Genomic DNA, 25,494 nt, shown 5'->3' with positions numbered 1-25,494 from the left:
CCCGGGCGGGCGTCAGATGTCGCGGAAGGTCTCGATCTGGGCGCCGACCGAGTTGAGGCGCTCGGCCAGGTCCTCGTAACCGCGGTTGATGACATAGACGTTGCGCAGCACCGAGGTGCCCTGGGCAGCGAGCATGGCGAGCAGGATGACCACGGCGGGACGCAGCGCGGGCGGGCAGACCATCTCGGCGGCGCGCCAGCGGGTCGGGCCCTGGACCAGGACGCGGTGCGGGTCGAGCAGCTTGATGTCCGCACCGAGGCGGGTGAGTTCGGTGAGGTAGATGGCGCGGTTGTCGTAGACCCAGTCGTGGATCATCGTGGTGCCGTGGGCGGCCGCGGCGATCGCGGCGAAGAACGGCACGTTGTCGATGTTGATGCCGGGGAACGGCATCGGGTGGATCTTGTCGATCGGCGCGGTCAGCTTGGACGGCCGCACGGTGAGGTCGGTGAGCCGGGTGCGGCCGTTGTGGGCCGGGTACTCGGGGGTCCGGTCGTAGTCGAGGCCCATCTCCTCCAGCACCGCGAGCTCGATCTCCAGGAACTCGATCGGCACCCGGCGGATCGTCAGCTCGGAGCCGGTCACCACCGCGGCCGCCAGCAGGCTCATCGCCTCCACCGGGTCCTCGGCGGGGGTGTAGTCGACGTCGCAACCGATCTCGGGCAGACCGTGCACGGTGAGGGTGGTGGTGCCGATGCCCTCGATCTTCACGCCCAGCAGTTCCAGGAAGAAGCAGAGGTCCTGGACCATGTAGTTGGAGGAGGCGTTGCGGATGACGCTGACGCCGTTGTGCCGGGCGGCGGCGAGCAGGGCGTTCTCGGTGACGGTGTCGCCGCGCTCGGTCAGCACGATCGGGCGGTCCAGCGAGACGCCCGGCTCGACCGAGGCGTGATACGCGCCGGAGGTGGTGGCGACCTCCAGACCGAAGCGGCGCAACGCGGCCAGGTGCGGCTGGACGGTCCGGGTGCCGAGGTCGCAGCCGCCCGCGTACGGGATGGCGAAGCGGTCGGCGCGGTGCATCAGCGGCCCGAGGAACATCAGCACGCTGCGGGTGCGGCGGGCGGCCGCGACGTCCATGGCGGCGAGGTCGAGCTCGGCGGGCGGGGTGAGTTCGAGGTCGCGGCCGTCGTTGATCCAGCGGCTCTTGACGCCGATGCTGGTGAGCACCTCGAGGATCCGGTAGACCTCCTCGATCCGGGCCACCTGGCGCAGCGTGGTGCGGCCGGTGGTCAGCAGCGAGGCGCAGAGGATCGCCACGCAGGCGTTCTTGCTGCTGCGCACGTCGATGGCGCCGGAGAGCCGGGTGCCGCCGGCGACGCGCAGGTGCATCGGGCCGGCGTAGCCGAGGGAGACGATCTCGCTGTCGAGGGCTTCGCCGATGCGGGCGATCATCTCAAGGCTGACGTTCTGCTTGCCCTGTTCGATGCGGTTGACCGCGCTCTGGCTGGTGCCGAGGGCTTCGCCGAGCTGGGCCTGGGACCAACCACGGTGCTGACGCGCGGTACGGATGAGGGTGCCGATACGGGTGAGGTAGTCGCCTGTCACCCGCCAGACCATATCTCATGCTTGAGATATCACCAGAATCCGGGGTGGGCGTGGCGAACTATTTGTCCTTTTACAGGGCTTATCTGCGCCAGTACATGACGCCAGCAAGGGCGTCGCCGCCTTCGGGCGCAGACCCGTCCGGCAGCACGGCAGCACGCCTCCGCCCAGTCGTCCTCCGGCCCGTCGAGGGTGACGCACTGCCAGGTGACGGACGCCTCGGGCAGGACGGTGGCAATCTCATCCACGATATGGAAGGGCAGGCGCCCTCGGCTCCTGCCCCGGAGAACCGGGTGCCCGTTCGCTCAGCCGGCGGCCGGCCCGAGCGGCTCCGCCCGGCCGACGAGGGTGCCCGCGCGGTCGATGCAGATGACGTCCACCGCGACCGGCGAACCGACCAGCACGCCGAGCGCGGTGGCGCGGGCGGCCTCGGCCACCAGGTCGCCGAGCGGGACGCCGGCCGCCCGGCAGAGCTGGACCGCCTCCAGGCCCGTGTTGGCCGCGGCCACCGCCTCGGCGAGCGCCGCGTCCGCACCGCCCTTGCGGGCCAGCCCGGCCAGGTACCCCTTGTCGACCTGGGAACGCGCCGAGTGCAGGTCGAGGTGGCCCGCGGCCAGCTTGGAGAGCTTGGCGAAGCCGCCCGCGATGGTCAGCCGGGGCACCGGGTGGCGCTTGAGGTACTTGAGGACGGCGCCGGCGAAGTCGCCCATGTCGAGCAGCGCGTCCTCGGGCAGCCCGTGCACCGCGACGGCCACCTTCTCGGACGTCGAACCGGTGCAGCCCGCGACATGGGTCCGCCCGGCGGCCCGGGCCACGTCCACCCCGCGCCGGATGGAGTCGATCCAGGCGGAGCAGGAGTAGGGGACGACGATCCCGGTCGTGCCGAGGATGGACAGCCCACCGAGGATTCCCAGCCGGGGGTTCCAGGTGGAGCGGGCGATCTCCTCCCCGTGGTCGACGGAGATCTCCACCACCACGTCCCCGGTGCCGCCGAACTCGGCCGCCACCTCGGCGACGGCGTCCCGGATCATCTGTCGGGGCACCGGATTGACGGCCGGCTCCCCCACCGCCAGCGGCAGCCCCGCCTTGGTGACCGTCCCCACCCCCGGTCCGGCCCGGAACACCACCCCGCTGCCGGGCTCCCCCGCCCACACGGTCGAACGGATCAGCGCGCCGTGCGTGACGTCGGGGTCGTCGCCGGCGTCCTTGACCACCCCGGCCATCGCCCGGGGGCCCAGCGGCTCTCCGGCCGCCGGGCCCCCGGCCGCCAGGTCCTCGGCTGCCGGCTCCTCGGCGGTCAGTTCCTCGACGGCCAGTTCCTCGACGGCCAGGGCGAACGCGGGCCGCTGGCCCTTGGGGAGCGTGATCGTCACGGGGTCGGGGAAGCCGCCGTCGAGCAGGGCGGTGTAGGCGGCCTTGGTGGCCGCCGTGGCACAGGCGCCCGTCGTCCAGCCGTGCCGCAGGCCGCTGCTCTTCAGCTGCCCGGCCCGGCCTCCCGATTCGGCCACGTGCGCCCCTTTGTCTCGGGACCGCCCGCCGGTGCCACCGGAACCGGGCCGTCCGCCACTGCACGGCCGGGTCGGCCGCCGGGGTCGATTTTCCCCCATTCGCCTGGCGGAGCCCCGGCGGGGTCGCTCGCTCCCACCCTGTCCCCACGCGTTCCCGAAGAGTTCTCCGCCCGGGCCTCGCACCGCACCCCTACCAGTGAGTAATCTTTCGCTCCGCCAGAAGTCGGGTTCATGACATGACGATCCGCCCAACCGGACCGTCAGAAGCGTGGGGGTTGTTGTGGCTGGGATGAGTCGGCGCACGTTCGTCACGGGCACGTCGGTGGCCGCGGCGTGGACGGCGCTGTCGGCGGGCGGCGCGCGGTTCGCGTCGGCGGTGGAGCGGGACCGCGCGCTGGCGGCCACCGCGGCGCGCGCCGTCCAGGTGAAGGGGACGACGCTCGACCAGGTCGCCACTCCGGTCGGCAGCGCCGCGTACAAGCGGCTCACCGCGGGGCCGGGCCGGCCGCTGGTGGTCCGCGGCGACGTGGCCGCCCCGGGCGCCGGACGGGACGACCGCCGCACCGGCCTGGCCAGCTTCGTCCAGTTCACCGACCTGCACCTGGTGGACACCGAGTCCCCGGTACGGTTCGAGTACCTGGCCCGGTTCAACGACAGTGCGCACCGTCCGCAGGAGACCCTGAACGCGCGCGGCGTCTCCGCGCTCGTCGAGCGGGTCAACTCGCTGGCCGGCGGCCCGTACACGGGGATGCCGTTCAGCCTGGTGATGGCCACCGGCGACAACACCGACAACCACGAGCACATCGAGCTCGACTGGTACCTGACCGTGATGGCCGGCGGCCGGCTGGCCCAGAACACCGGTGACACCTCCCGCTACGAGGGCGTGCAGAACTCCGGCAGCGCCGCCTACTGGAACCCCGAGTCGACGTTCCAGGACGGCTACAAGGCCAAGGGGTTCCCGCAGGTGCCCGGGCTGCTCGCCGCCGCCGGCCGCCCGTTCGACGCGCCCGGCCTGCGGACGCCCTGGTACACCACGGTCGGCAACCACGACGACAGCCTTGAGGGCTCGTTGCCCGACTTCGGGCTGCTGGACTCGCTCTACACCGGCGAGTACAAGCTGGAGGGCTGCAACGACGCGGACGCGGCCAAGCTGATGGAGGCGCTGCGACGCGATCCGGCCGGTGCCGCGCTGCTGCTGGGCCGGCTGCTGTCGGACGGCGACGCGGTGCGCCGGATCACCCCGGACGAGCGCCGCCGGCCGTTCACGCTCAAGGAGTTCGCCAAGGCGCACCTCGACCCCGCCTACACCGGCGCGGGCCCGCACGGCCACGGCTTCACCTCGGACGCGGTGGGCAGCGGCAAGCTGTACTACACCTTCCGGATCTCGGAGAAGGTGCTGGGCATCAGCCTGGACACCACCAACCAGGCCGGTTTCGCGGACGGTTCGCTCGGCACCGCCCAACTGCGCTGGCTGGAGAGCCGGCTCAAGGCGAACAGCGGCCACTGGTACGACGCGGACGGCCGCAGGGTGCGCGGCGGCGGCAGCGACCAGCTGATCGTGGTCTTCAGCCACCACACCAGCGACACCATGGGCAACCTGCTGCCGGACCCGCGCAACATCTTCGAGAAGCGGCACGACGGCAACGAGTTGGTGGCCCTGCTGCAGCGCTACCCGAACGTGGTCGCCTGGGTGAACGGCCACACCCACATGAACAAGATCACCGCGCACGGCCACGGGGTGCCGGAGCGCGCCTTCTGGGAGATCAACACCGCCTCCCACATCGACTACCCGCAACACGCCCGGATCATCGAGATCGCCGACAACGGGGACGGCACGCTCTCCCTGTTCACCACGCTGATCGAGTCCGCCGCACCGTACGCGACCGACTTCGGCAACACCTCGGACGCCGGACTGGCCGCCCTGTACCGGGAGTTGTCGTACAACGACCCGTACGCCAACCCGGCGAAGCTGCTCGGCTCCGCCGGGGACCACAACACCGAGCTGGTGCTGGCCAAGCCGGCGGGCTGACGGCTGACGGAGTGCGGGTAACAGCCGACAACTAACAGATAACAGATTTCGAAATCTGTTATCTGTTAGTTGTTCGCCGTTTGTCGTTTGCCGTTCGCTGTCCGCCCGCTACTCCGGGTACCGGCGCGGGGTCCAGACGACCTCGGTGCCGTTGCCACGCTCGACGGCCTGGGTCTGCGAGGAGCCGATGAGCAGGATGGTCCGCATGTCGACCTGCGTGGGGTCCAGCTCCCCCAGCCGCACCGTCCGGACGCGCTCGGTCGGACCGCCGACATCGCGGGCCATCACCACCGGCGTCCCGGGCGCCCGGTACTCCAGCAGCAGGTCGCGCGCGCGGCCGACCTGAGTGGTGCGGGACTGCGAACCGGGGTTGTAGAGGGCGAGCACCAGGTCGGCCTCGGCCGCGGCACGCAGGCGCTTGGCCACGACGTCCCAGGGCTTGAGCCGGTCGGACAGCGAGACCACGGCGTAGTCGTGGCCGAGCGGGGCGCCGGCCCGGGAGGCGGCCGCGTGCGCGGCGGTCATGCCGGGGACGATCCGTACCGGGACGTCCCGGTACGTCTCCTCGCAGGCGACCTCCAGCACGGCGGTGGCCATCGCGAAGACACCCGGGTCACCGGAGGACACCACGGCGACGCGGTGTCCTCGCCGGGCCAGGTCGAGCGCGAACTCGGCGCGCTCGGACTCGACCTTGTTGTCCGAGCCGTGCCGCTGCTGACCGGGTCGGACGGGCACCCGGTCCAGGTAGGTGGTGTAGCCGACCAGGTCGGTGGCGGCCGCGAGCGCACCGCGTGCCTCGGGGGTGAGCCAGAGCGGGCCGGCCGGGCCGGTACCGATGACGGTGACACTGCCGGCACCCACACCCTCGGGCTCCGAAGCCTCGGACTCCGAAGCCTCGGGCACGGAGGCCGCGGGAACGGAGACCACGGCCTCCAACGGCGCGACCTTGCTCGGCAGCACGGCCACCGAGAAGTACGGCACGGTCTCGGCGTCGACGTCCGCCAGCGGCGCGGTGCGCTCGCCGTCCATGAAGGCGCGCTCCACGTACTGCGCGTCGTCGAGCCGCCCGGCCCGCTCCAGGGCGCGACGGACGGCCGGGAAGGTGCGGCCCAGCTTCATGATCACGGCGGAGTCGGCGGAGGCGATCCGCGCGGTCAGCTCCTCCTCGGGCAGGGTGCCCGGGATGATGGTGAGCGTCTCCTCGGCCTCGGTGAGCGCCTGCCCGAGCCGGGCGGCGGCCGCGCTGACCGACGTCACGCCGGGGACCACCTCGGTCGGGTAGCGGTGCGCGAGGCGCTTGTGCATGTGCTGGTACGAGCCGTAGAACAGCGGGTCGCCCTCCGCGAGCACGACGACGTCGCGCCCGGCGTCCAGGTGGGCGGCGAGGCGGACGGCCGCCTCCTCGTAGAAGTCGTCCAACGCCCCTCGGTAGCCGCCGGGGTGGTCGGTGGTCTCGACCGTGATCGGGTAGACCAGCTTCTCCTCGATCTGACCACCCGTCAGATATCGCTCGGCGATGGAGCGGGCGATCGAGCGGCCATGCCGGGCACTGTGGTACGCCACCACGTCGGCCTTGCCGATGAGTTCGGCGGCGCGAACCGTCACCAGGGACGGGTCGCCGGGGCCGAGACCCACTCCGTAGAGCCGGCCGGTGGCGTTCTGCTGCTCCGTCACTCTTCTTCGCTCGCAATCGCGTTGATGGCGGCGGCGGCGATCGCGCTGCCGCCGCGACGGCCGCGCACCACCAGGTGCTCCAGCCCGGACGGATGCCCGGCCAGTGCGTCCTTCGATTCGGCGGCACCGATGAAGCCGACCGGGACGCCGATCACCGCGGCCGGGCGCGGGGCACCCGCCTCGATCAGCTCCAGCAGCCGGAACAGCGAGGTGGGCGCGTTGCCGACGGCCACCACCGCGCCCTCAAGCCGGGGCAGCCACAGTTCCATCGCGGCGGCGCTGCGGGTGTTGCCCGTCTTCCGGGCCAGCTCGGGCACCGACGGGTCGGTCAGGGTGCAGATCACCTCGTTGTCGGCGGGCAGCCGCTTGCGGGTGACACCGCTGGCCACCATGTTCACGTCGCAGAGGATCGGCGCCCCGGCGCGCAGTGCCCGGCGGGCGGAGGCGACCACGCCCGGCGAGTACACCAGGTCCTCGACCAGGTCGACCATGCCGCAGGCGTGGATCATCCGCACCGCGACCTGGGAGACGTCCGCGGGCAGGGCGGCCAGGTCGGCCTCGGCGCGGATGGTGGCAAAGGACTGGCGGTAGATGGACGCGCCGTCCTTCTCGTACTCGATCACTTCGTGGTCCTCCTGGCCTCGGCGACCGCCTCGGCCATCTCCTCGTTCGTCACGTCGTTCGTCACGTTCGTCACGCCGCTCGTCAGGTGACTCGTCGGGTGTGTCGTCAGATGGCTCGTCACGTCACTCGTTTCGCCGCTCTTCACGCCCGACGTTCCGTCGGTCACCGTCACCCGGTAGCCCCGCCCGGTCGCCAGCACGTCCACCCATCGTCCGGCGGGGTGCCCGCAGCGCCGTTCGCAGCCGGACCAGTGCACGGGCAGGCCGGCGCCGCTCATCACGTCCAGCGCCCGCGCCGCGTCAGCCCGGACATCGGCCACCGACCGGGCGCAGCCCGGCAGTCCGGTGCAGGCGGTGGCCCGCGCCCACGGCGATCCCGGCTCGGTACGGAAGCCGGCCGCGGCCAGCGCGGGCAGTCGCCCGGGCGGGGCGCCCGGCAGGACGGCGCCGCGCCAGGGAGTCAGTCTGAGCTCGCCCTCGGCGGCGTCGGCCAGGGTCCGCCACTGGTCGGAGCCGACCCGGCCGAAGCGCATCCCGACCGACAGGCCGCCGGGCACCACGCCCACCTCGGGATGTGCCCCGCCCACCGGGGGGAGCGGCACGACACCCGCGGAGGCGTCCGGCAGGTCCGGCGCATCGGGCAGGCCGGACAGGTCGGGCAGCCCGGCCAGCAGGTCCGGCAGGAGATCGGGCACCTCGCGCAGGTGCCAGGCCTTGCGGCCGTGCGCCCGCAGCGCGTCCAGGAAGCCGCGGGCCGCGGCCAGCACCGCGTCCACCGCCCGCCCGGCCGGCACGGGCCGCGCGACGGGGGCCCGGCCGAGGCGCAGCAGCGCCGTACCGCCCGGGCCTGCGATCAATGTCACATCGGCGTCGAGCGCGGCGACATCGCCCCGCCCGTCGTCCAGCGCGAAGAGGAACTTGCCGGAGAGACCGGCCGCCCAGGCGCTCGCGCAGAGCCGGCCGTCCAGTTCCCGCACCCAGGCCCGCATATCGGCGAAGCCCGCCCGGTCCAGCCCGGCGAGCGGGGAGGCGACGATGTTCCGGACCCGTTCATGGGTCTCGGAGGGCAGCAGGCCGACGGCGCGCAGCCGGTCGGCGAGCTCGCGTCCGCAGTCCGAAGCGAGGCCGCGCAACTGGACGTTGCCGCGCGAGGTGGTCTCCAGGTCGCCGTCGCCGAGCGCGTCGGCGGCGTCGGCCAGCGCGAGCGCCTGACGCACCGTCAGCAGACCGCCGGGTATGCGCACCCGGGCCAGGGCTCCGTCATCGGCGGTGTGCAGACGAAGGGCTCCTGGACAGGCGTCCGCGCGCCCCCGGTCGGGCACCGCGGCGCCCGGCACGGTGGCGTCGGGTGTCGGTGGCATGGCCGCGAGCATACAGATGATCCGATCGGTTGCCTCCGTCCGTCGGGTCACACCCACGGCCTCCGCCGGGTCACATCGCCGGGTCACACCCACGGCCTCCGTCCGGTCACTCCGCCGGTTTCCCCCGGCCGCGTCCACGGGCTGCCGCCCGACCGCACCCGCCGCTCCCCCACAGGCCGGATCCACGCCTCCCGCCCGGCCGTGACCCCGGCTGCGGTCCGGATCACTCTCCCCCGGGTCGGCCGCACCCCGTACGATGCTGGCGGGCGGTCCCCGCGGACCGCCCGCACGCCAGCGACGGCGCAGGGGAGGAAACCGGTGCAAGCCCGGTGCGGTCCCGCCACTGTGACCACGGTTCAACCGCCGTGGAAGCCAGGAACTCCTGCCGTCCTCCACCGGCCCGGGGCGCGGACCCCGAGGAAGGCTTGAAGCTTTGCGCTGCCGCATGCCCGCGCCCCTGCGCGTCCCCGTGCCCGCCATCGAGGCCGGGAGGGCCTTCGCATGATCCTGCTGCTGTCGACGTCCGACACCGACCTGCTCAGTGCCCGCGCCTCCGAGGGCCCGGTCCGCTACCGCCTCGGCAACCCGGCCCGGCTCTCCGCCGAGGAGCTGCCCGCCCTGCTGGAGGGCACCGACCTGGTCGTGGTCCGCCTGCTCGGCGGCCGGCGCGCCTGGCAGGAGGGCCTGGACGCACTGCTCGCCGGCCCCCGCCCGGTCGTCGTGCTGACCGGCGAGCAGGCGCCCGACGCCCAGCTGATGGAGCTGTCCACCGTCCCGGCCGGCATCGCCGCCGAGGCGCACGCCTACCTCGCCCACGGTGGCGCGGCCAACCTGGCCGAGCTGGGCGCGTTCCTCTCCGACACCGTGCTGCTCACCGGTCACGGCTTCGCGCCGCCCGCCTCCGCCCCGGCCTGGGGCCCGCTGGAGCGCGAGGCCCGGACGAGCGAGGGCCCGACCGTCGCCGTGCTCTACTACCGCGCCCACCACATGAGCGGCAACACCGCGTTCGTCGAGACCCTCTGCCGGGCCATCGAGGACCAGGGTGCGCAGGCGAAGGCCTACTACTGCGCCTCGCTGCGCGGCGCCGAGCCCGAGCTGCTGGCCGCGCTCGGCACGGCCGACGTCCTCGTCACCACCGTGCTGGCCGCCGGCGGCACCCGCCCGGCCGACGCGCAGGCCGGCGGCGACGAGGAGGCCTGGGACGCGGGCGCGCTGGCGGCGCTGGACCGGCCGATCCTGCAGGCGCTCTGCCTGACCTGGTCGCGGGCACAGTGGGAGGCCAGCGACGACGGCCTCTCCCCGCTGGACACCGCCACCCAGATCGCCGTGCCCGAGTTCGACGGCCGGCTGATCACCGTCCCGTTCTCCTTCAAGGAGCTGGACGAGGACGGCCTCACCGTCTATGCCGCCGACCCCGAGCGCGCCGCCAGGGTCGCCGGGACGGCGGTCAAGCACGCCCGGCTGCGGCACATCCCGGCCGCCGAGCGCCGGCTCGCGCTGGTCCTCTCCGCCTACCCGACCAAGCACGCCCGGGTCGGCAACGCGGTCGGCCTGGACACCCCGGCCAGTGCGATCCGGCTGCTGCACCGGCTCCGCGCGGAGGGCATGGACCTCGGCCACGACCTGCCGGGCCTGGACACCGACGCCGATGACGTCCCGGCCCGAGCCGGCTCGGAGACGACCGGACAGGCAGCGCTCCACGAGGGTGACGCCCTGATCCACGCCCTGATCGCGGCCGGCGGCTACGACCAGGACTGGCTCACCGAGGAGCAGCTGGCCCGCAACCCGGTCCGGATCCCCGCCGCCGACTACCGCCGCTGGTACGCCACGCTCCCCCAGGGCCTGCGCGACACCGTCGAGGAGCACTGGGGCCCGGCCCCCGGCGAGCTGTACGTCGACCGCTCGCAGAATCCGGACGGCGACATCGTGCTCGCCGCCATCCGCTCCGGCAACCTGCTGGTCCTGATCCAGCCACCGCGCGGTTTCGGCGAGAACCCGGTCGCGATCTACCACGACCCGGACCTCCCGCCGTCGCACCACTACCTGGCCGCCTACCGCTGGATCGCGGCCGCCCAGGCGGACGGCGGCTTCGGCGCCGACGCGGTGATCCACCTCGGCAAGCACGGCAACCTGGAGTGGCTGCCCGGCAAGACCGCCGCGCTGTCGGCCGAGTGCGGCCCGGACGCCGTCCTCGGCGACCTGCCCCTCGTCTACCCGTTCCTGGTCAACGACCCGGGCGAGGGCACCCAGGCCAAGCGCCGCGCCCACGCCACCCTGGTCGACCACCTCGTCCCGCCGATGGCCCGCGCCGACTCCTACGGCGACATCGCGCGGCTGGAGCAGCTGCTGGACGAGCACTCCAACATCGCCGCGATGGACCCGGCCAAGCTGCCCGCCATCCGCGCGCAGATCTGGACCCTGATCCAGGCCGCCAAGCTCGACCACGACCTCGGGCTGGACGAGCGCCCCGAGGACGACGGCTTCGACGACTTCCTGCTGCACGTCGACGGCTGGCTCTGCGAGATCAAGGACGCCCAGATCCGCGACGGCCTGCACGTCCTCGGCCAGGCCCCGGCCGGCACCGACCGGGTCAACATCGTGCTCGCCATCCTGCGTGCCCGGCAGATCTGGGGCGGGGTCAGCGCGCTGCCCGGCCTGCGTGAGGCGCTCGGCCTGGACGAGGCCGCGCTCACCCTCGGCGCCACCGACGCGGCCGAGGCGCAGGCCCGCGCCCTGGTCGAGGCGATGGAGGCCGAGGACTGGTCGCCCGAGGCGGTCGAGAAGGTCGCCGCCGGGCTGCCGGAGGCCGTGCACGAGGTGCTCGCCTTCGCCGCCACCCAGGTCGTACCGCGCCTGGCCGCCACCACCGACGAGCTGGACGCCGTCCTGCACGCGCTCGGCGGCGGTTTCGTCCCGGCCGGACCGTCCGGCTCGCCGCTGCGCGGTCTGGTCAACGTGCTGCCGACCGGGCGCAACTTCTACTCCGTCGACCCCAAGGCCGTGCCGAGCAAGCTCGCCTGGGAGACCGGACAGGCGCTCGCCGCCTCGCTGGTCGAGCGGTACCGGGCCGACAACGACGGCGCCTGCCCGCCCTCGGTCGGGCTCTCGCTCTGGGGCACCAGCGCGATGCGCACCGCCGGCGACGACATCGCCGAGGCCTTCGCGCTGCTCGGCGTCCGCCCGGTCTGGGACGACGCCTCGCGCCGGGTCACCGGCCTGGAGGCGATCTCCCTGGAGGAGCTGGGCCGCCCGCGCATCGACGTCACCCTGCGCATCTCCGGCTTCTTCCGGGACGCCTTCCCGCACGTGGTCGCCCTGCTGGACGACGCGGTGCGTCTCGCCGCCGCCCAGGAGGAGCCGGACGTGGACAACTACGTCCGTGCCCACGTCCAGGCCGACCTCGCCGTGCACGGAGACGAGCGCAAGGCCACCGTCCGCGTCTTCGGCTCCCGCCCGGGCACGTACGGCGCGGGCCTGCTCCAGCTGATCGACAGCCGCGACTGGCGCACCGACGCCGACCTCGCCGAGGTGTACACGGTCTGGGGCGGCTACGCGTACGGGCGCGGGCTGGACGGGCGCCCGGCGCGCGAGGAGATGGAGACCGCGTACAAGCGGATCACCGTCGCCGCGAAGAACACCGACACCCGCGAGCACGACATCGCCGACTCGGACGACTACTTCCAGTACCACGGCGGCATGGTCGCCACCGTCCGCGCGCTCACCGGCAAGGCCCCGACCGCCTACATCGGCGACTCGACCCGCCCGGAGACGGTCCGCACCCGCACCCTGACCGAGGAGGCCGCCCGGGTCTTCCGCGCCCGGGTGGTCAACCCGCGCTGGATGGAGGCGATGCGCCGCCACGGCTACAAGGGCGCCTTCGAGATGGCCGCGACGGTGGACTACCTGTTCGGCTACGACGCCACCACCGGCGTGGTCGCCGACTGGATGTACGAGAAGCTGACCCAGGAGTACGTCCTGGACCCGGTCAACCGCGAGTTCCTGGCCGGCGCCAACCCCTGGGCCCTGCACGGCATCAGCGAGCGTCTGCTGGAGGCGGCCAGCCGCGGCCTCTGGGAGCAGCCCGACCCGGCGCTGATCGAGCAGCTCCAGGCCGCGTTCCTGGAGACCGAGGGCGACCTGGAGGGCGGCGACGAGGGCTGACGGGCGTCCGGTGACCCGCCTCGGTGAGGCCTGACCGCGTGGCTCCCGGGCTCTGGGCCCGGCCCGTACGTTGATGGCCGGCCCCTCGTGATTCGACTGCGAGGGGCCGGCCATCTCCGCGGACGGTGCTGATATCGAGTCAGGATCCGCCGGTGATCCGGCTCACGAACACGGACCGCACGCCTTCATTCCCTGGTGGACCGGCGCCGGTTCTCGTGGCCCCCGGCTGCGCCCAGGTGTTGCTCATCCCGTTTCGTTGTCGGCGTCCTTCTGGGCCCGGTCAAGGATGTCCTGGGCCACGCTCTCGGGGTTCTGGCCGTGGAAGGGAAGGTCGGAGAGCCAGGTGTAGAGCATTTCCCGGCAGATCTGCGGCTGGTAGGCTGGCACTTCGTGTCCGGAGTCGGGCAGAGAGACCTGCGTCACGTTTTTGAGGGTACGGACGAACCCCTTCGGGTTCCCCTGTGCCTGCTTCCAGATCAGCCGCTTGGCCTTGCGCCAGTCGTCGGGCGGCGTCAGGATGCCGTCCAGGATCTCCTCGGTGCTCTGATATCCGCAGGCGGTGTCGAAGTTCCCGGTGTAGAGGAGGGTCTTGTAGCCCTTGCCGATGAGCTTGGCGTACAAGGGGGAGGCGTCGGCCATGTTGTCGCACTTCAGCGCCGTGGCCACCGGGCCGGCATTGTCCTGGCACAGCCATTTCCTGTTGACGTGCAGGGCTTTCTGGACCTCTGCGCTGTCGAGGTAGGGGTGCAGCGCTCCCATGGACAGGTCGTCCCAGCGCCGTACGTCGTAGACGTCGAAGTTGACCCCGTAGGCCAGGGCCGCGTTCACCAGGCCGTTGCCGAGGTCGGTGGCCTGCTTCAGCTTTTTGGCGTCCTTGGTCTTCTCGCCGTCCTCGAGGACGCTCTGGAATGTGGCGTAGTGGTCGTCCAGGATCTTCTTCTGGTTCTTGCCGATGAATCCGGACACGTAGGCGTAGTCGATCATGATGCGGATCGACAGTTCCGGCTTGATCCATCCGTTGCCTACGGCGATCCCTTTCAGTTCGATGTGTTTTCCGGCCTGCTTGTTGTTCTGTTCGTCGATCTTCAGGGCGATCGCCGGCACGTACTTGCCCGCGTAGCTCTCACCGCAGACATACAGGGGGCACTTCACGTACTCCGGGTACGTTGTGAAGAACTCCTGCAGGGCCTGCCAGAACATCTGGCTGAGGGTTTCCTCGTCCTCGACATACTTCTTCGGGTCGTCACAGTAGCTGTATCCCGCGCCGATGGGCTGGTCCCAGAAGACGACGTGCGCTTCCTGGTTCCAGGTGTCGGGGCTCACCGACACTGTCCCGGCGGCGTCGTCACCGATGCGCAGCGGCCCGTTCTCAATGAACAGTCCCGCCAAGGAGGAGGCGCCGGGCCCGCCGTTGAGCCAGATCAGCAGCGGCGTTTTTTCGATCAGGTCCTGCTGGTCCTTGGGGTCGAGGTTGGGGTCGCAGGTCTGGCTTTCGAAGAACCAGTAGAACAAATGACTCTGCGCTGCGCCCGGGCCGTCGACGTCCGCATATCCGGCGTAGGAGCGGACCTTCTTCTGGACGTCGGCATCATCGGGATTTTCGGGGTCTGGGTAGAAGTGGATCGTCTGCGTGCTGGAGACGTTGGCGGGGATCTTGTACACGGGGCTGCGAGACATGGTTCACCTTCCGTTCGGAATCAGGGTCAGGAAGTCGGCGGAACACGCCGCGGCCGAGTGCGGCGGAAGTTTTCGAAGAGACGCTCGGTCCGCCTCGATTCCTCCAGGACCCCGATGCGCTGCCCCATGAGCAGTTGCAGTGCGGGGAACCGCCCCTTCTCGAACAGCAGGATGTTCAACGACCCGCCGTACTGGAAGTAGCCGATCTGATTGCCCTTTTGCACCTCTACCGGAGTCGACTCCTTTGTGATGTCCCTGAACTTGTCGAGGAACTTCACGGAGCCGATCGAGTTGAGGCCTACGGGCACCAGGGCGACATAGCCATCACCGTCCGGATTCCCCTTGTGATCAAAATACGGCGTTTTGATGATGACGTACCCACGGCGGAAGTAATCGAACATGCTGTAGTCGTACCCGTATCCGACGTTTCCCTTGTTGAGCAGTTCCGGGAAGTCCCGCATCCCGTAGTAGTCGCCGCCGATGTCATCGCGGGCCTCCACCACCTGGCCGCTCACCGGGGCGTGATACCAGTGGTAGGTGTCGGGCATCAGGATGCACGACACGGCCGTGCCGCCGCCCGGGTTCGCCGGCCTGCCGCGGGTGAAGTACGTCGCGTACTCGGAGCCGTCGAGCAGCTGCCGGACGTTCATGGTCACCCCCTTGCACGGGATCCGCGTCGACTCCGTCAGCTCATCAACAATCATGTTGATGACACAGTCGGTCGGGGCAACCACCACACTGGGGTCGTCCTCGCCGTCGATCGGCCGCACACCAGGCGCCAGTTCCCTGATGAAGAACTTATTGAAGGTCGACCAGTCTCCTTCCTTGTAGTTGGCCATGACCTTCGGACCGAGGTCCTCCTTCCACTTGTCAACGAGGCTCTTCGATGACGGGTCATCCATCTGCATGCCTTGTAGATGCGTAAAGTCGGCCAGCATCTCGCGCCCCGACCCTTCGGTCACGAAATACATTCCGGCGCAATTATTGTAATTGATCCAGCTGAACTTCTCGATATAGTTCAGCCCGTCCTGGAAGTACTGCTTCAGCCCCCAGTCGTACCACTCCTGGAAGAAGTCGCACAGGGTGTCGACATTCGCGTCCGCCCAGTCTTTCCAGACGTCGTCCGACGTGCCATCCGGACGCGGCTGAACGCCCTCGATCGCCGCTTCGAAATCGGCCTTGAAATAATCCGCTTCGTCGTCGTAGCGCTTTCTGACGTTCTTGAGAAAGTCCTCGACGGTCTTGGAGTAGGGGTCGATTTTCGGGCTCACGTACCGCTTCCTTCCGTGGCGAGCGAATCCCCCGTGCGGCTGCACCTCGCGCTTTCACTTCCCAATCCGTACACGAATTTGACTGCGGTTACCCCGTTCGCCCGAAACAATCATCCGCATGGCGGGACACCTAGACTGACCTCAATTCATCTGCTTTCCGGATCAGCTTACGATCTTGCCGATTCGCCCCTTTCGCCCTTTCATTCCTCGTGGTAGCGGGCTGGGCCTACGCGTGTCGCCGTGGACCGACATCTGGCAGCGATCGGCTCCGAAGTGGACAATGCGGGACATGTCGCGCCGCCCCGCCGCCAGTCGTCCCGCCCTTGCCGGGCCCGTCCCCAGCAGGCCCGTCCCCAGCAGGCCTGACACGGCGGGCCGTTCGGACCGTTCGGGCCGGGGGCGGCGGTACCCGGCCCGGGTGGCGGCGCTCGCGGCCGGGGCGGTGCCGGTGCTGGCGTTTCCGGCCCCCGGACTGGCCTCGCTGGCCTGGGTCGCGCTGGTGCCCGGGCTGCTGCTGATGCAGCGGGCGCCCGGGGCTCGGGAGGCCGCGGTGCGCGGGTGGTGGTTCGGGGCCGGGTTCATCCTCACCACGATGTACTGGCTGATCCCGTCCGTCGGACCGGCGCTGCCAGTGCTCGCGGTGCTGTTCGGCACCCTGCAGGCCGGGGTGGGCCTGGCCGTCCACCGGCTGCTGCACCCGCCGCTGACCGCCCGTCGGGCGATGCTCGCACTGGTGGTCGTCCCGGCGGTCTGGCTGACCACCGAGTACGCGCGGTCCTGGCACGCGCTCGGCGGCCCGTGGGCACTGCTCGGTGCCACCCAGTGGCAGCACCCGACCGTCCTCGCGCTGGCCTCGGCCGGCGGGATCTGGCTGGTCAGCGCCGCCGTCGTGGCCGTCAACACCGGGGTGCTGATCGTCCTGACGGCCACCGGGTGGCGACCGCGCGCCCTCGCCGCCCTGGCCACCGTCGTGGTACTGGCGGCCGGGCCGCTGCTGTTCGCGCTGCGCACGGCGCCCGCCCGTGCCGGGGCGGTGACGGTCGCACTCGTCCAGCCCGGCATCGTCGACGATCCGCAGGCCCGGTTCGAGGCCAGTGCCGAGGCCACCGCCGCCCTGGGCGGGCGACCCGTCGACCTGATCGTCTGGGGCGAGAGCAGCACCACCGCCGACCTGGACCGGGACCCCGCCGCACTGGCCCGGCTCCGCCGACTCGCCGCCGACACCGGCGTCGGGATCCTGGCCGGCGAGGACGCCCGCAAGGCCGACGGACGGATCTCCAAGGACGCCGTCCTGGTCTCGCCGACCGGCATCGTGGACCGCTACCGCAAGATCCGGCTGGTCCCGTTCGGCGAGTACATCCCGCTGCGGCCGGTGCTCGGCTGGATCGCCGGTGTCAGCCGGGCGGCGGGGGAGAACCGGGCGCCCGGCACCGCCTTCCGTCTGCTGCCGGCCACCGACCGAGGCGGCGGCCCACTGCCGGTCGGCGCGCTGATCTGTTTCGAGTCGGCCTTCCCCGACATGTCCCGGACGGCCGCCCGGGACGGCGCACGGGTGCTGGTCTACCAGTCGTCGACCTCGACCTTCCAGCACACCTGGGCGCCCGAACAGCATGTCTCGCTGGCCGCGATCCGGGCCGCCGAGACCGGGCGCCCGGCCGTCCAGGCCGCGCTCACCGGTGTCTCGGCGGCCTTCGACGCCCAGGGGCGCGAGCTGGCCCGGCTCGGCACCGACCGCACCGGCGCGCTGACGGTGCGGCTGCCGCTGACCGCGCCCACCACGCTGACCTGGTACGACCGGGTCGGCGACGTGGTGCCGGCCGCGGCGCTGCTGGTGACGGCGGGTTCGGTGGTCGCCCTCTGGCGCGACCGGGCGCGCCGGGCGAACCGCCCGGACCGAGCAGACCGGGCAGGCCGTGCGGGCGGCGCGGGTGATACGGACGGTACGGGCGGCGCGGGTGGTCAGCCCTCGGTGCCTGCCGGGTAGACGCCGAACACCGCACCCACCGGGTCTCGCAGGACCGCGATCCGCGGGCCGTCCGGCACCGAGGTCGGCGGCATCAGCACATCGGCGCCGAGGCTGCCGGCCCGGAAGGCCGTCCCGTCGACGTCCGCGACCGCGAAGTAGGGCAGCCAGTACGGCGGCAGTTGCGGCGGGAAGTTCTCGTCCATCGCCATCATCCCGCCGAAGTCCAGGCCGGCCAGGCCCCACTGGGTGTAGGTGTCGGACGGGTTGACCGTCCAGCCGAACACGGCCGGGTAGAAAGCGGTCGCGCCCGCGGTGTCCCTGGTGAGCAGTTCGACCCAGCCCAGCGCGCCGGGGGCGTTGAGCAGGCCGACGCCCGGCAGGCCGCGCGCCTGCCAGAGCGCGAAGACCGCGCCGGAGGGATCGGCGGCCACGACGAACCGCCCGAGGTCCGACACGTCCGCCGGTCCGGCGAGGACGCTCCCGCCGGCCGCGGCCACCTTGGCGGCGGAGGCGTCCGCGTCGGTGACGGCGAAGGAGACCGTCCAGGCCGTCGGCTGCCCCTCCCCCTCCAGCGGGGTCACGGCGGCGATGGTCGCGCCGTCCAGCGTCATAAAGGTGTAGCCGTCCGTCCCGTGGCTTTCGCCGGCCTCGGCCCGCCAGGCGAACAGCTCGCCGTAGAACCGCTTGGCGGCGCCCGGGTCGGCGCTGGCGTGCTCCACCCAGCAGGGACCGCCGACGGTCACCTCGTTGATCTTCATCGTCCGCTCTCCTCCTCGGCCGGGGTCCGGGGCCTCATCCGATGTCCAGGACGAGCTTGCCGCGCGCGTGCCCGGACTCCACCAGCGCCAGTGCCTCGGCGGCGCGGTTCAGCGGGTACCGCCCGGTGATGTGCGGGTCCAGTTCTCCGGTGGCCACCAGGGCGGCCAGCGCGGCGAGAGTCTCCGAGGTGGTGGAGCGGGTGATGTACCGCCCGCCCAGCTCGGCGACGGTGTCCGGGTCCACGGTGCTGACCAGCTTGGCGCGGTCGGCCAGCGTCTCGGCGGCGGCCCGCAGATCGTCTCCGCCGACCAGGTCGAGGATGCCGTCCACGCCGTCCGGCGCCGCGGCCCTGATCCGCTCGGCCACCCCGTCGCCGTACCGCACCTGCACCGCGCCCAGTGACTCCACGTACTCCCGGTTGGTGTCGCTCGCCGTGCCGATCACCCGCAGGCCCCGGCTGCGGGCGATCTGCGCGGCGGCGCTGCCGACGCCGCCCGCGATGCCGAGGATCAGCAACGTCCGGCCGGAACCGAGCCCGACGTCCCGCACTCCGTCGTCCCCGGTCGCGGCCGCCACCGGCAGTGCCGCCACCTGATCGAACCCGGCCCCGAGCGGCCGCAGCGCGCTCATCGCGGCGAGCAGCAGGGTCTGCTCCGCGTAGCCGCCGGCGGCCGCGAGACCGAACACCTCGTCTCCCGGGGTGAAGCCCTCCACCCCTGGACCGACCCGCTCCACCACCCCCGCCGCCTCCTGCCCCAGCACGGCCGGGAGCGTACGGTTCTTCCCCAGCCGTCCGGTGCGGATCTTCCAGTCCACCGGGTTCACCCCGGCCGCCCGCACGGTGATTCCCAACTGGCCCGGTCCGGGCTCCAGCACCGGTCGGTCCAGGAACTCCTGATTCTCCGGCCCGCCGTAGTCGACGAACCCCAACGCCTTGACCATCGTTGATCCCGTTCCTCAGCTTGCCGGCCCCCTTCCCCGCCCCAGCATGCGGCCGCCCGCAGCTCTCGGCCCGCCGCTGCTGCGCCGAACGGGGGCGCCTGCGGGGAACGGGGAACAGATAACGGATGACAGATTTCAGATTCTGTTATCCGTTATCTGTCATCTGTTAGTTGTCACTTGTCGCCCGACCGCCGACCGGCTCTCCCGGCCACCCACCGGCCGGGCGCGACCGGGCCGACCACCATCTCCCCTATTGCAAAAGGGAGTTGACGAATCACCTCGCCGTCGGGTTGATTGGTGCCGACCGCAAAACACCCCAAACCAGGAGAAATCATGACCCTACCCACCGTTACCGTCTTCCGCGACGTCCGCCCCTTCGGCGCGGCCGCCGTCGCCGACCTGGTCGCCGTCGACGGCCTGCTGGTCGCCGCGGTGCCGGAGGGCTCCCGGGTGGAGGTGGTGGAGGGGCGCGGACGGATCGCGCTGCCGACGCTGGTGGACGCCCACATCCACCCGGACAAGACCGCGTGGGGCGAGCCCTGGTACAGCCGGCGCCCGGCCGGCGGGCTGCCGGAGTACGTACGGGGCGATGTGGAGCTGTACGAGCACCAGCGAACGCCGCTCACCGAGCGCGCGGGCCGGCTGCTCGCGCACGCGGTGGCCCAGGGGACGCGCGCGGTGCGGGCGCACGTGGATGTGGCGCCCGCGTACGGACTGGCGGGCGTGACGGGGCTGGCCGCCGCACGGGAGCGGCTGGGCCCGGCGCTGGACGTGCAGGTGGTGGCGTTCCCGCAGCACGGGGTGCGGCGGACGCCGGGGGCGGGGGCGCTGCTCGCCGAGGCGGCGGCGAGCGGGCTGATCGACGCGGTGGGCGGGATCGACCCGGCCGGGTTCGACGGGGTCGGCGAGGACGGCGAAGGCCCGGCCCAGCTCGACCAGGTCTTCGGCCTCGCCGAGAAGCACGGACTCCAGCTGGACGTCCACCTGCACGACACCGGCGACCGGGGCCTCGCCCCGCTGCGTGACATCGCCGCCCGGACGAAGGCGGCCGGGCTGGGCGGCCGGGTCGTGGTGAGCCACGCGTTCTGCGTGCCGGAGTTGTCCGGCGGCGCGCTCAGTGAGCTGGCCGAGCTGCTGGCCGATGCCGGCATCGGCCTGACCACCGTCGCGCCCTCCACCCACCAGGTGCTGCCGTTCCGGGAGTTGGCGGCCCACGGGGTCAAGGTGGGCCTAGGCTCGGACGGCGTGCGGGACTCCTGGAGCCCGTTCGGCAACGCCGACATGCTGCACCGCGCGCATCTGCTCGGCTGGACCACCGACGCCCGCACGGACGCGGAGCTGGCCGACTGCTTCGCCCTCGCCGCCGCCGGGGGCGCCGAGTTGCTCGGACTGCCGGCCGCCGACCTGACGCCGGGCTCCCCGGCCGACTTCATGCTGGTCGACGGCGAGTGCCTGCCACAGGTGGTGGTGGACCTGCCGAGGCGCGAACTCGTCGTCCGCGCCGGACGGGTGGTCGCCCGGGACGGCCGCTTCGAGGGCTGAGACCGGACGGCGGTCCCCCTCCGCGCGGAGGGGGACCGCACCGGGTCAGCCACGCTCGACATCGACCTCGGTCAACCGCGCGAACCGCTCCGGATCGGTCCGCCGGATGTGCCGCGCCACCGCGAACCCGGCCAGCGCGACCAACGGCAGCGGCACCAGCAGCAGCGCGTTCACCAAGTCCGAAGCCCCGGTCAGCAGACCGAAGTTGAAGACGGCGAGGACGGTGAGCACGGCCAGCCCGGCCGCCGCCAGCAGCGGCGCCCAGACCACCCGCAGCGCCGACATCCCGCGCCGGTCGCGCCGGAAGAACGCCCACACGGCGACCGCCGCCAGTGCCTGCATCGCCATGATGCCGAGCACACCGATGCTGTTGGACCACATCAGCACCACCAGATACGGATCCGCCGCCAGCACCGCGCCCAGCAGCACCACCAGCGCGTTGAACGAGCTCTGCACCACGACCGCCGCACCGGGCGAGCCGAACCTGCCCGACACCCGCCCGAGCCGGCGCGGCAGCAGCCCCTCCCGTCCGAGCGCGTACAGGTAGCGGGCGGCCGCGTTGTGGAAGGCGAGCGCGGAGGCGAAGGCGGAGACCACGATCAGGACGTGCATCGAGTCCGAGAGCCAGACACCGACGAAGCGCTCGGCCGCGGTGAAGGTGAGGTCCGGCCCCTCGGCGGCGCGGGCCGCCGCCACGGCCTGGTCCGTCCCGTAGGCGCCCATCACGATCCAGGTGCCGAGGGCGTAGAAGACGGCGAGGAAGCCGATCGCGATGAACGTCGCCCGGGGCACCGTCCGGCGCGGGTCACGCACCTCCTCGGCGTAGATCGCCGTCGCCTCGAAGCCGGTGAAGGCGCCGATGACCAGCACGAACATCCCGGCGACCCCGCCCTGGGTGAGCAGCGAGGGGTCGAAGGAGACCGGGTCGAGCGCGGCCGTGCCCCGGTCGGCGAGCACCCCGCCCTCCATCACCAGCAGCGCCAGCACCTCCAGGACCAGCGCGACGCCGAGCACCTTGGCGCTGAGCGTCACCTTCAGCCAGCCCAGCACGCCGACCACCACGACGCAGCCGCCCGAGAGCAGCCACCACGGCACGTGCGCGCCGGTGCGCTGTTCGATGTGCCCGGCGGCGAAGTAGCCGAAGGCGGCGGCCACGCCCGGGGTGATCAGGTTGTAACAGACCACCGCCACATAGGCGGTGACGACGCCGAACGTCCGGCCCAGGCCGCGCGCGACGTACGCGTAGAAGGCGCCCGCGTTGCGCACGTAGCGGCTCATCGCGGTGAAGCCCGCCGCGAACAGGACCAGCAGCACGCCCGAGATCAGGTAGGCGGCGGGGGCAGAGGCACCGCCGACGCCGATCGCGAAGGGCGCGATGCCCGCGAGGACGGTGAGCGGCGCGGCGGCGGCGACCACGAAGAAGACCAGGTCGGTGGTGCCGATCAGGCCGCCCGCGAGCCGTTGCGGCGACTGCGAGGCCGACTGCCGGGCCGACTGCGGGCCGGCCGGCGGGGCGATGGCCTGGGATCTTTCTGCGGAGACATTCACGGTGGGGGCGTCCTTCCGGCAGGGGCGGGGGGTGCGGGGTCCGCCGACCGGGGTGGGGCCCGGCCAACGGATGGAAGGGGGAAGAGGGGAAGGCGAGAAAGGAAAGGTCAGGTCCGCGGCGTGCGGTCGAGGACGACCCGGCCGCCGTGCAGGACGAGCAGCCGCTCGGGGTGCGCCGCGACGGCCTCGGGGACGGATCCGGCCGCGATCGCCACCAGGTCGGCACGGGCGCCGACGGCGAGCCCGTAGTCGGCCAGCCCGAGCGCCACCGCGGCGTTCTCCGTCACCAAGTCCGCTGCGAGAAATAGCTCCTGATCGGTCATCAGTTCACCCTGGAGGCCGATGACGGTGGCGCGTTCGAGCATGTCCCCGGTGCCGTACGGCCACCACGCGTCACGGATGTTGTCGGAGCCGGCGAAGACCCGGACGCCGGCCTCGTGCAGCAGCTTCACGGGCGGCATCGAGCGGCTCGGGCCGTTGGTCATCACGGCCACCCCGGCGTCCGCCAGCTTCTGTACGGTGAGCATGAGTTCAGAGGAGTCGAGACCGCTCCCGAGCGCGTACGCGTGGCTGACCGCGACCCGCCCGCCGAGCCCGAGGGTGGCCGTCCGGTCGGCGATGTCACGCAACTGGGAGGCACCGACCGGGCCACCGTCGTGCAGATGGATGTCCACGCCGGCGTCGTGCCGCTCGGCGAGGCCGAAGACGATGTCGAGCTGGCCGTCCACGTCGCCGTCGAAACCGGCCGGGTCGAGGCCGCCGATCAGCTCGGCGCCCTCGCGCAGTGCCGCGTCCAGCAGGTCGGCGACGCCGGGGGCGGTCACCACCCCGCTCTGCGGGAAGGCGACGAGCTGGATGCCGATCACGTCCCGGACGCGCTCGCGCACCTCCAGCAGGGCGTGCAGGTGGTCGAGCCCGGTGTCCGGATCCACGTCGACGTGCGAGCGGACGTACCCGGTGCCGAGCGCCGCCATCCGCCGGGCCAGCGCCTCGGCCCGGTCGGCGACGGGCACGGCCGCCGCGACCTCGCGGCGCAGCTCCCGCTCGGAGGCGATCTGGGTCCGGAGACCGGCGGTGGCACGATGGGGCTGCCAGGGCGCACCGAGGAAGGTCTTGTCCAGGTGCGCGTGCCCGTCCACCAGGGCGGGCAGCAGCAGCGCGCCGTCCAGCCGCAGGCCCCGGCCGGCGGCCTCGGGCGCACGCCGGGCGGGCGCGGTCAGGGCGGCGATCCGGCCGTCGGCGAGGTGGACGTCGGCCGCGGTGCCGTCGGGCAGGGTGGCGTCCAGGAGGAGGGCGGGGTGAAGGGGCGAGGTGGGGGTCACACGGGCACGCTAGCTGGTATACCGAATACCAAACAAGAGGTGTCCGCCAACGGATCCGAAACGAGACCGGAAGCGAGATGGAGCCAGCCGGAGCCGGCTGCCGACCGGCATCCCGGGTCGGATCCCGAGCAGGCCCCGGCACGGGATCCGCACCGGTACCGCACCGACACCGCGGACCAGATCCGGCACCGGGCCCGGCGAACGGATCTGAAATGATCTGCACTGCCCCCACCGCCCGCGCGGTCCCCCACCCGACTGGAGCCCCGATGCCCGACACCCCCGGCGACGCCCACCAGTCGCTCCGGGACCTCGTCTACGTCCAGCTCCGCGAACGGATCATCGAGGGCGAGTACCCGGCCGGCCGACGGCTCGTGGAGCGCGAGCTGGCGGAGACGATGAACGTCTCCCGCGTCCCCGTCCGCGAGGCCATGCAGCGGCTGGAGCAGGAGGGCTTCCTCACCGTCCAGGCCCGCCGGGGCGCGGTGGTCGCCGAGTTCGGCCCCGCCGAGGCCGAACACTTCTTCGCCGTACGGGAGTCCCTGGAGGCCCTCGCCGCCCAACTGGCCGCCCAGCACGCCACCCCGGCGGGCCTCAAGTCCCTCGAACGCATCCTGACCCGGACCAGGAAGGCCGCCGAGGCGGGGCGGCTGCGCGAGACCGTGAGCCTCAACGCCGACTTCCACCGGGCGATCGTCGAGCTCTCCGGCAACCCGCTGCTCCAGGACATGATGGCCCCGCTCGACGGCCGGCTGCGCCGCCTCTTCCGGCTCACCTCCGGCCCCGAGAGCACCACCCCGATGTGCACCGAGCACGAGCAGTTGCTCGCCGCCATCCGCTCCCGCGACCCGCAGGCCGCCGCCGACCTCGCCCGCCGCCACGTCGCGGGCACCCGGGCCTTCGCGCTCAGCGCGCTCGGAAGCTGACCGCGCTCGAAAGCCGGCCGCGGCCGAAACAGGCACGTGGCCGGAACAGGCGCGCGGCCGGAGCAGACACGTGGTCGAGGGGGCGGACAGCCCGGTGGGGAAGGCGGCCGCCCCGGCCCGGTCACCCCCGGCTGTGGTCTCCGGTCCGCCCGTCGATCAGCTCCCGCAGGATGTCCATGTGGCCCGTGTGCCGGGCGGTCTCCGTCGTCATGTGGATCAGCACCCAGCGCAGCGACACCTCGTCCCCGAACCAGGCCCGGCCGACGTCGTCCAACTCCAGCTCCCCGATGACGAGATCGGCCGCCGCCCGGGCACGGGCGTAGAAGGTCAGCACGTCCGCGGTGGACTCGTCCGGCCGCACCCGGAGATCGGACTCCTCGTCCTCGGTCAGGTCGAACGGCAGCGGCCCGGTCGCACGGCCGAACGTCTCGCAGAACCAGCCGAGTTCGACCCCGCCCAGGTGCTTCACCAGGCCCAGCAGATTCGTCCCCGACGCCGTCACCGGCCGCCGCAACTGCTCGTCGTCCAGCCCCTCCAGCTTCCACAGCACCGCGTCGCGATGCCGGTCGAGAGCCGTGAACAGGCTCTCCTTCTCCCCGCCCCGGAAGGGCACACGCTTCGTCATGCGCGGACCCTAACAGGCCCCCGG

The 25,494-nt window shown here is 72.1% G+C and carries 17 protein-coding genes and 1 riboswitch; of the genes, 5 read left to right on the top strand and 12 right to left on the bottom strand.

The features are described 5' to 3' along the window. Positions 1–12 precede the first annotated feature (12 nt). A complete protein-coding gene (locus tag ACIQIB_RS04060; RefSeq protein WP_400649333.1) occupies positions 13–1,542 on the bottom strand; it encodes a UDP-N-acetylglucosamine 1-carboxyvinyltransferase in 1,530 nt (509 codons plus the stop codon). 302 nt (positions 1,543–1,844) lie between these two features. Beyond that, positions 1,845–3,146 (bottom strand): cobalt-precorrin-5B (C(1))-methyltransferase, encoded by a 1,302-nt coding sequence (locus ACIQIB_RS04055; RefSeq protein ID WP_400756525.1) that lies wholly within the window; start codon positions 3,144–3,146, stop codon positions 1,845–1,847. Positions 3,147–3,336: 190 nt separating this feature from the next. Here ACIQIB_RS04055 and ACIQIB_RS04050 point away from each other — a divergent pair, with 190 nt between their 5' ends. Next, entirely contained in the window at positions 3,337–5,076 is a 1,740-nt protein-coding gene (locus tag ACIQIB_RS04050) for a TIGR03767 family metallophosphoesterase (protein WP_400756524.1), read from the top strand. Positions 5,077–5,184: 108 nt separating this feature from the next. On the opposite strand, the gene ACIQIB_RS04045 is transcribed toward ACIQIB_RS04050, so the two are convergent. From ACIQIB_RS04045 to cobG, 3 genes are read right to left on the bottom strand one after another with little or no spacing between them, the layout of a single operon-like run. After that, the gene (locus ACIQIB_RS04045) at positions 5,185–6,750 is read right to left on the bottom strand and encodes a precorrin-2 C(20)-methyltransferase (RefSeq protein WP_400649340.1); all 1,566 of its coding nucleotides are present in this window, start codon (positions 6,748–6,750) and stop codon (positions 5,185–5,187) included. Beyond that, the gene (locus ACIQIB_RS04040) at positions 6,747–7,373 is read right to left on the bottom strand and encodes a precorrin-8X methylmutase (RefSeq protein WP_400756523.1); all 627 of its coding nucleotides are present in this window, start codon (positions 7,371–7,373) and stop codon (positions 6,747–6,749) included. The genes ACIQIB_RS04045 and ACIQIB_RS04040 overlap by 4 nt, the downstream gene beginning before the upstream one ends. After that, positions 7,370–8,734, bottom strand: coding sequence for a precorrin-3B synthase (gene cobG / locus ACIQIB_RS04035; RefSeq protein WP_400756522.1), 1,365 nt, complete (start codon positions 8,732–8,734; stop codon positions 7,370–7,372). Before cobG ends, ACIQIB_RS04040 begins: the two co-directional genes overlap by 4 nt. A 308-nt stretch (positions 8,735–9,042) precedes the next feature. After that, positions 9,043–9,116: riboswitch (cobalamin riboswitch) on the top strand. Between the two features lie 119 nt (positions 9,117–9,235). Here cobG and cobN point away from each other — a divergent pair. Next, positions 9,236–12,895, top strand: coding sequence for a cobaltochelatase subunit CobN (cobN, locus tag ACIQIB_RS04030; RefSeq protein ID WP_400649344.1), 3,660 nt, complete (start codon positions 9,236–9,238; stop codon positions 12,893–12,895). A gap of 243 nt (positions 12,896–13,138) precedes the next feature. Here cobN and ACIQIB_RS04025 read toward each other — a convergent pair whose 3' ends face one another. Further along, positions 13,139–14,557: a hypothetical protein gene (locus tag ACIQIB_RS04025; protein ID WP_400756521.1), complete on the bottom strand. Its 1,419-nt coding sequence runs from the start codon at positions 14,555–14,557 to the stop codon at positions 13,139–13,141. Positions 14,558–14,598: 41 nt separating this feature from the next. Then, the gene (locus ACIQIB_RS04020) at positions 14,599–15,843 is read right to left on the bottom strand and encodes a phosphatidylserine decarboxylase (RefSeq protein ID WP_400649350.1); all 1,245 of its coding nucleotides are present in this window, start codon (positions 15,841–15,843) and stop codon (positions 14,599–14,601) included. Between the two features lie 418 nt (positions 15,844–16,261). On the opposite strand from ACIQIB_RS04020, the gene lnt reads away from it, so the two are divergent. After that, complete coding sequence (lnt, locus tag ACIQIB_RS04015; RefSeq protein ID WP_400756520.1) at positions 16,262–17,827, top strand: apolipoprotein N-acyltransferase; 1,566 nt, start codon at positions 16,262–16,264, stop codon at positions 17,825–17,827. Here lnt and ACIQIB_RS04010 read toward each other — a convergent pair. After that, positions 17,803–18,567, bottom strand: a complete 765-nt coding sequence (locus ACIQIB_RS04010; RefSeq protein ID WP_400756518.1) for a VOC family protein — start codon at positions 18,565–18,567, stop codon at positions 17,803–17,805. The two genes, lnt and ACIQIB_RS04010, sit on opposite strands and share 25 nt — an antisense overlap. A gap of 34 nt (positions 18,568–18,601) precedes the next feature. Next, positions 18,602–19,510, bottom strand: a complete 909-nt coding sequence (locus ACIQIB_RS04005; protein ID WP_400756516.1) for an NADP-dependent oxidoreductase — start codon at positions 19,508–19,510, stop codon at positions 18,602–18,604. A gap of 333 nt (positions 19,511–19,843) precedes the next feature. Between ACIQIB_RS04005 and ACIQIB_RS04000 the strand changes: the two genes are divergently transcribed. Then, entirely contained in the window at positions 19,844–21,052 is a 1,209-nt protein-coding gene (locus ACIQIB_RS04000) for an amidohydrolase (protein ID WP_400756514.1), read from the top strand. 45 nt (positions 21,053–21,097) lie between these two features. Here ACIQIB_RS04000 and ACIQIB_RS03995 read toward each other — a convergent pair whose 3' ends face one another. Beyond that, positions 21,098–22,600, bottom strand: a complete 1,503-nt coding sequence (locus ACIQIB_RS03995) for an APC family permease (RefSeq protein ID WP_400649361.1) — start codon at positions 22,598–22,600, stop codon at positions 21,098–21,100. A 107-nt stretch (positions 22,601–22,707) separates the two neighbouring features. Further along, positions 22,708–23,922, bottom strand: coding sequence for an amidohydrolase family protein (locus tag ACIQIB_RS03990; RefSeq protein WP_400756513.1), 1,215 nt, complete (start codon positions 23,920–23,922; stop codon positions 22,708–22,710). 266 nt (positions 23,923–24,188) lie between these two features. Here ACIQIB_RS03990 and ACIQIB_RS03985 point away from each other — a divergent pair, with 266 nt between their 5' ends. After that, positions 24,189–24,845: a GntR family transcriptional regulator gene (locus tag ACIQIB_RS03985; protein ID WP_400649366.1), complete on the top strand. Its 657-nt coding sequence runs from the start codon at positions 24,189–24,191 to the stop codon at positions 24,843–24,845. Positions 24,846–24,966: 121 nt separating this feature from the next. Here the strand turns inward: ACIQIB_RS03985 and ACIQIB_RS03980 are convergent, their stop codons facing one another. Then, positions 24,967–25,470, bottom strand: a complete 504-nt coding sequence (locus tag ACIQIB_RS03980; protein ID WP_363606534.1) for a DinB family protein — start codon at positions 25,468–25,470, stop codon at positions 24,967–24,969. Positions 25,471–25,494: the final 24 nt, after the last annotated feature.

Source organism: Kitasatospora sp. NPDC092286 (genome assembly GCF_044755565.1).
Lineage (GTDB): Bacteria > Actinomycetota > Actinomycetes > Streptomycetales > Streptomycetaceae > Kitasatospora.
Note: the sequence above shows the minus strand (reverse complement) of the source record. Positions and strands in the feature narration are given on the sequence as shown.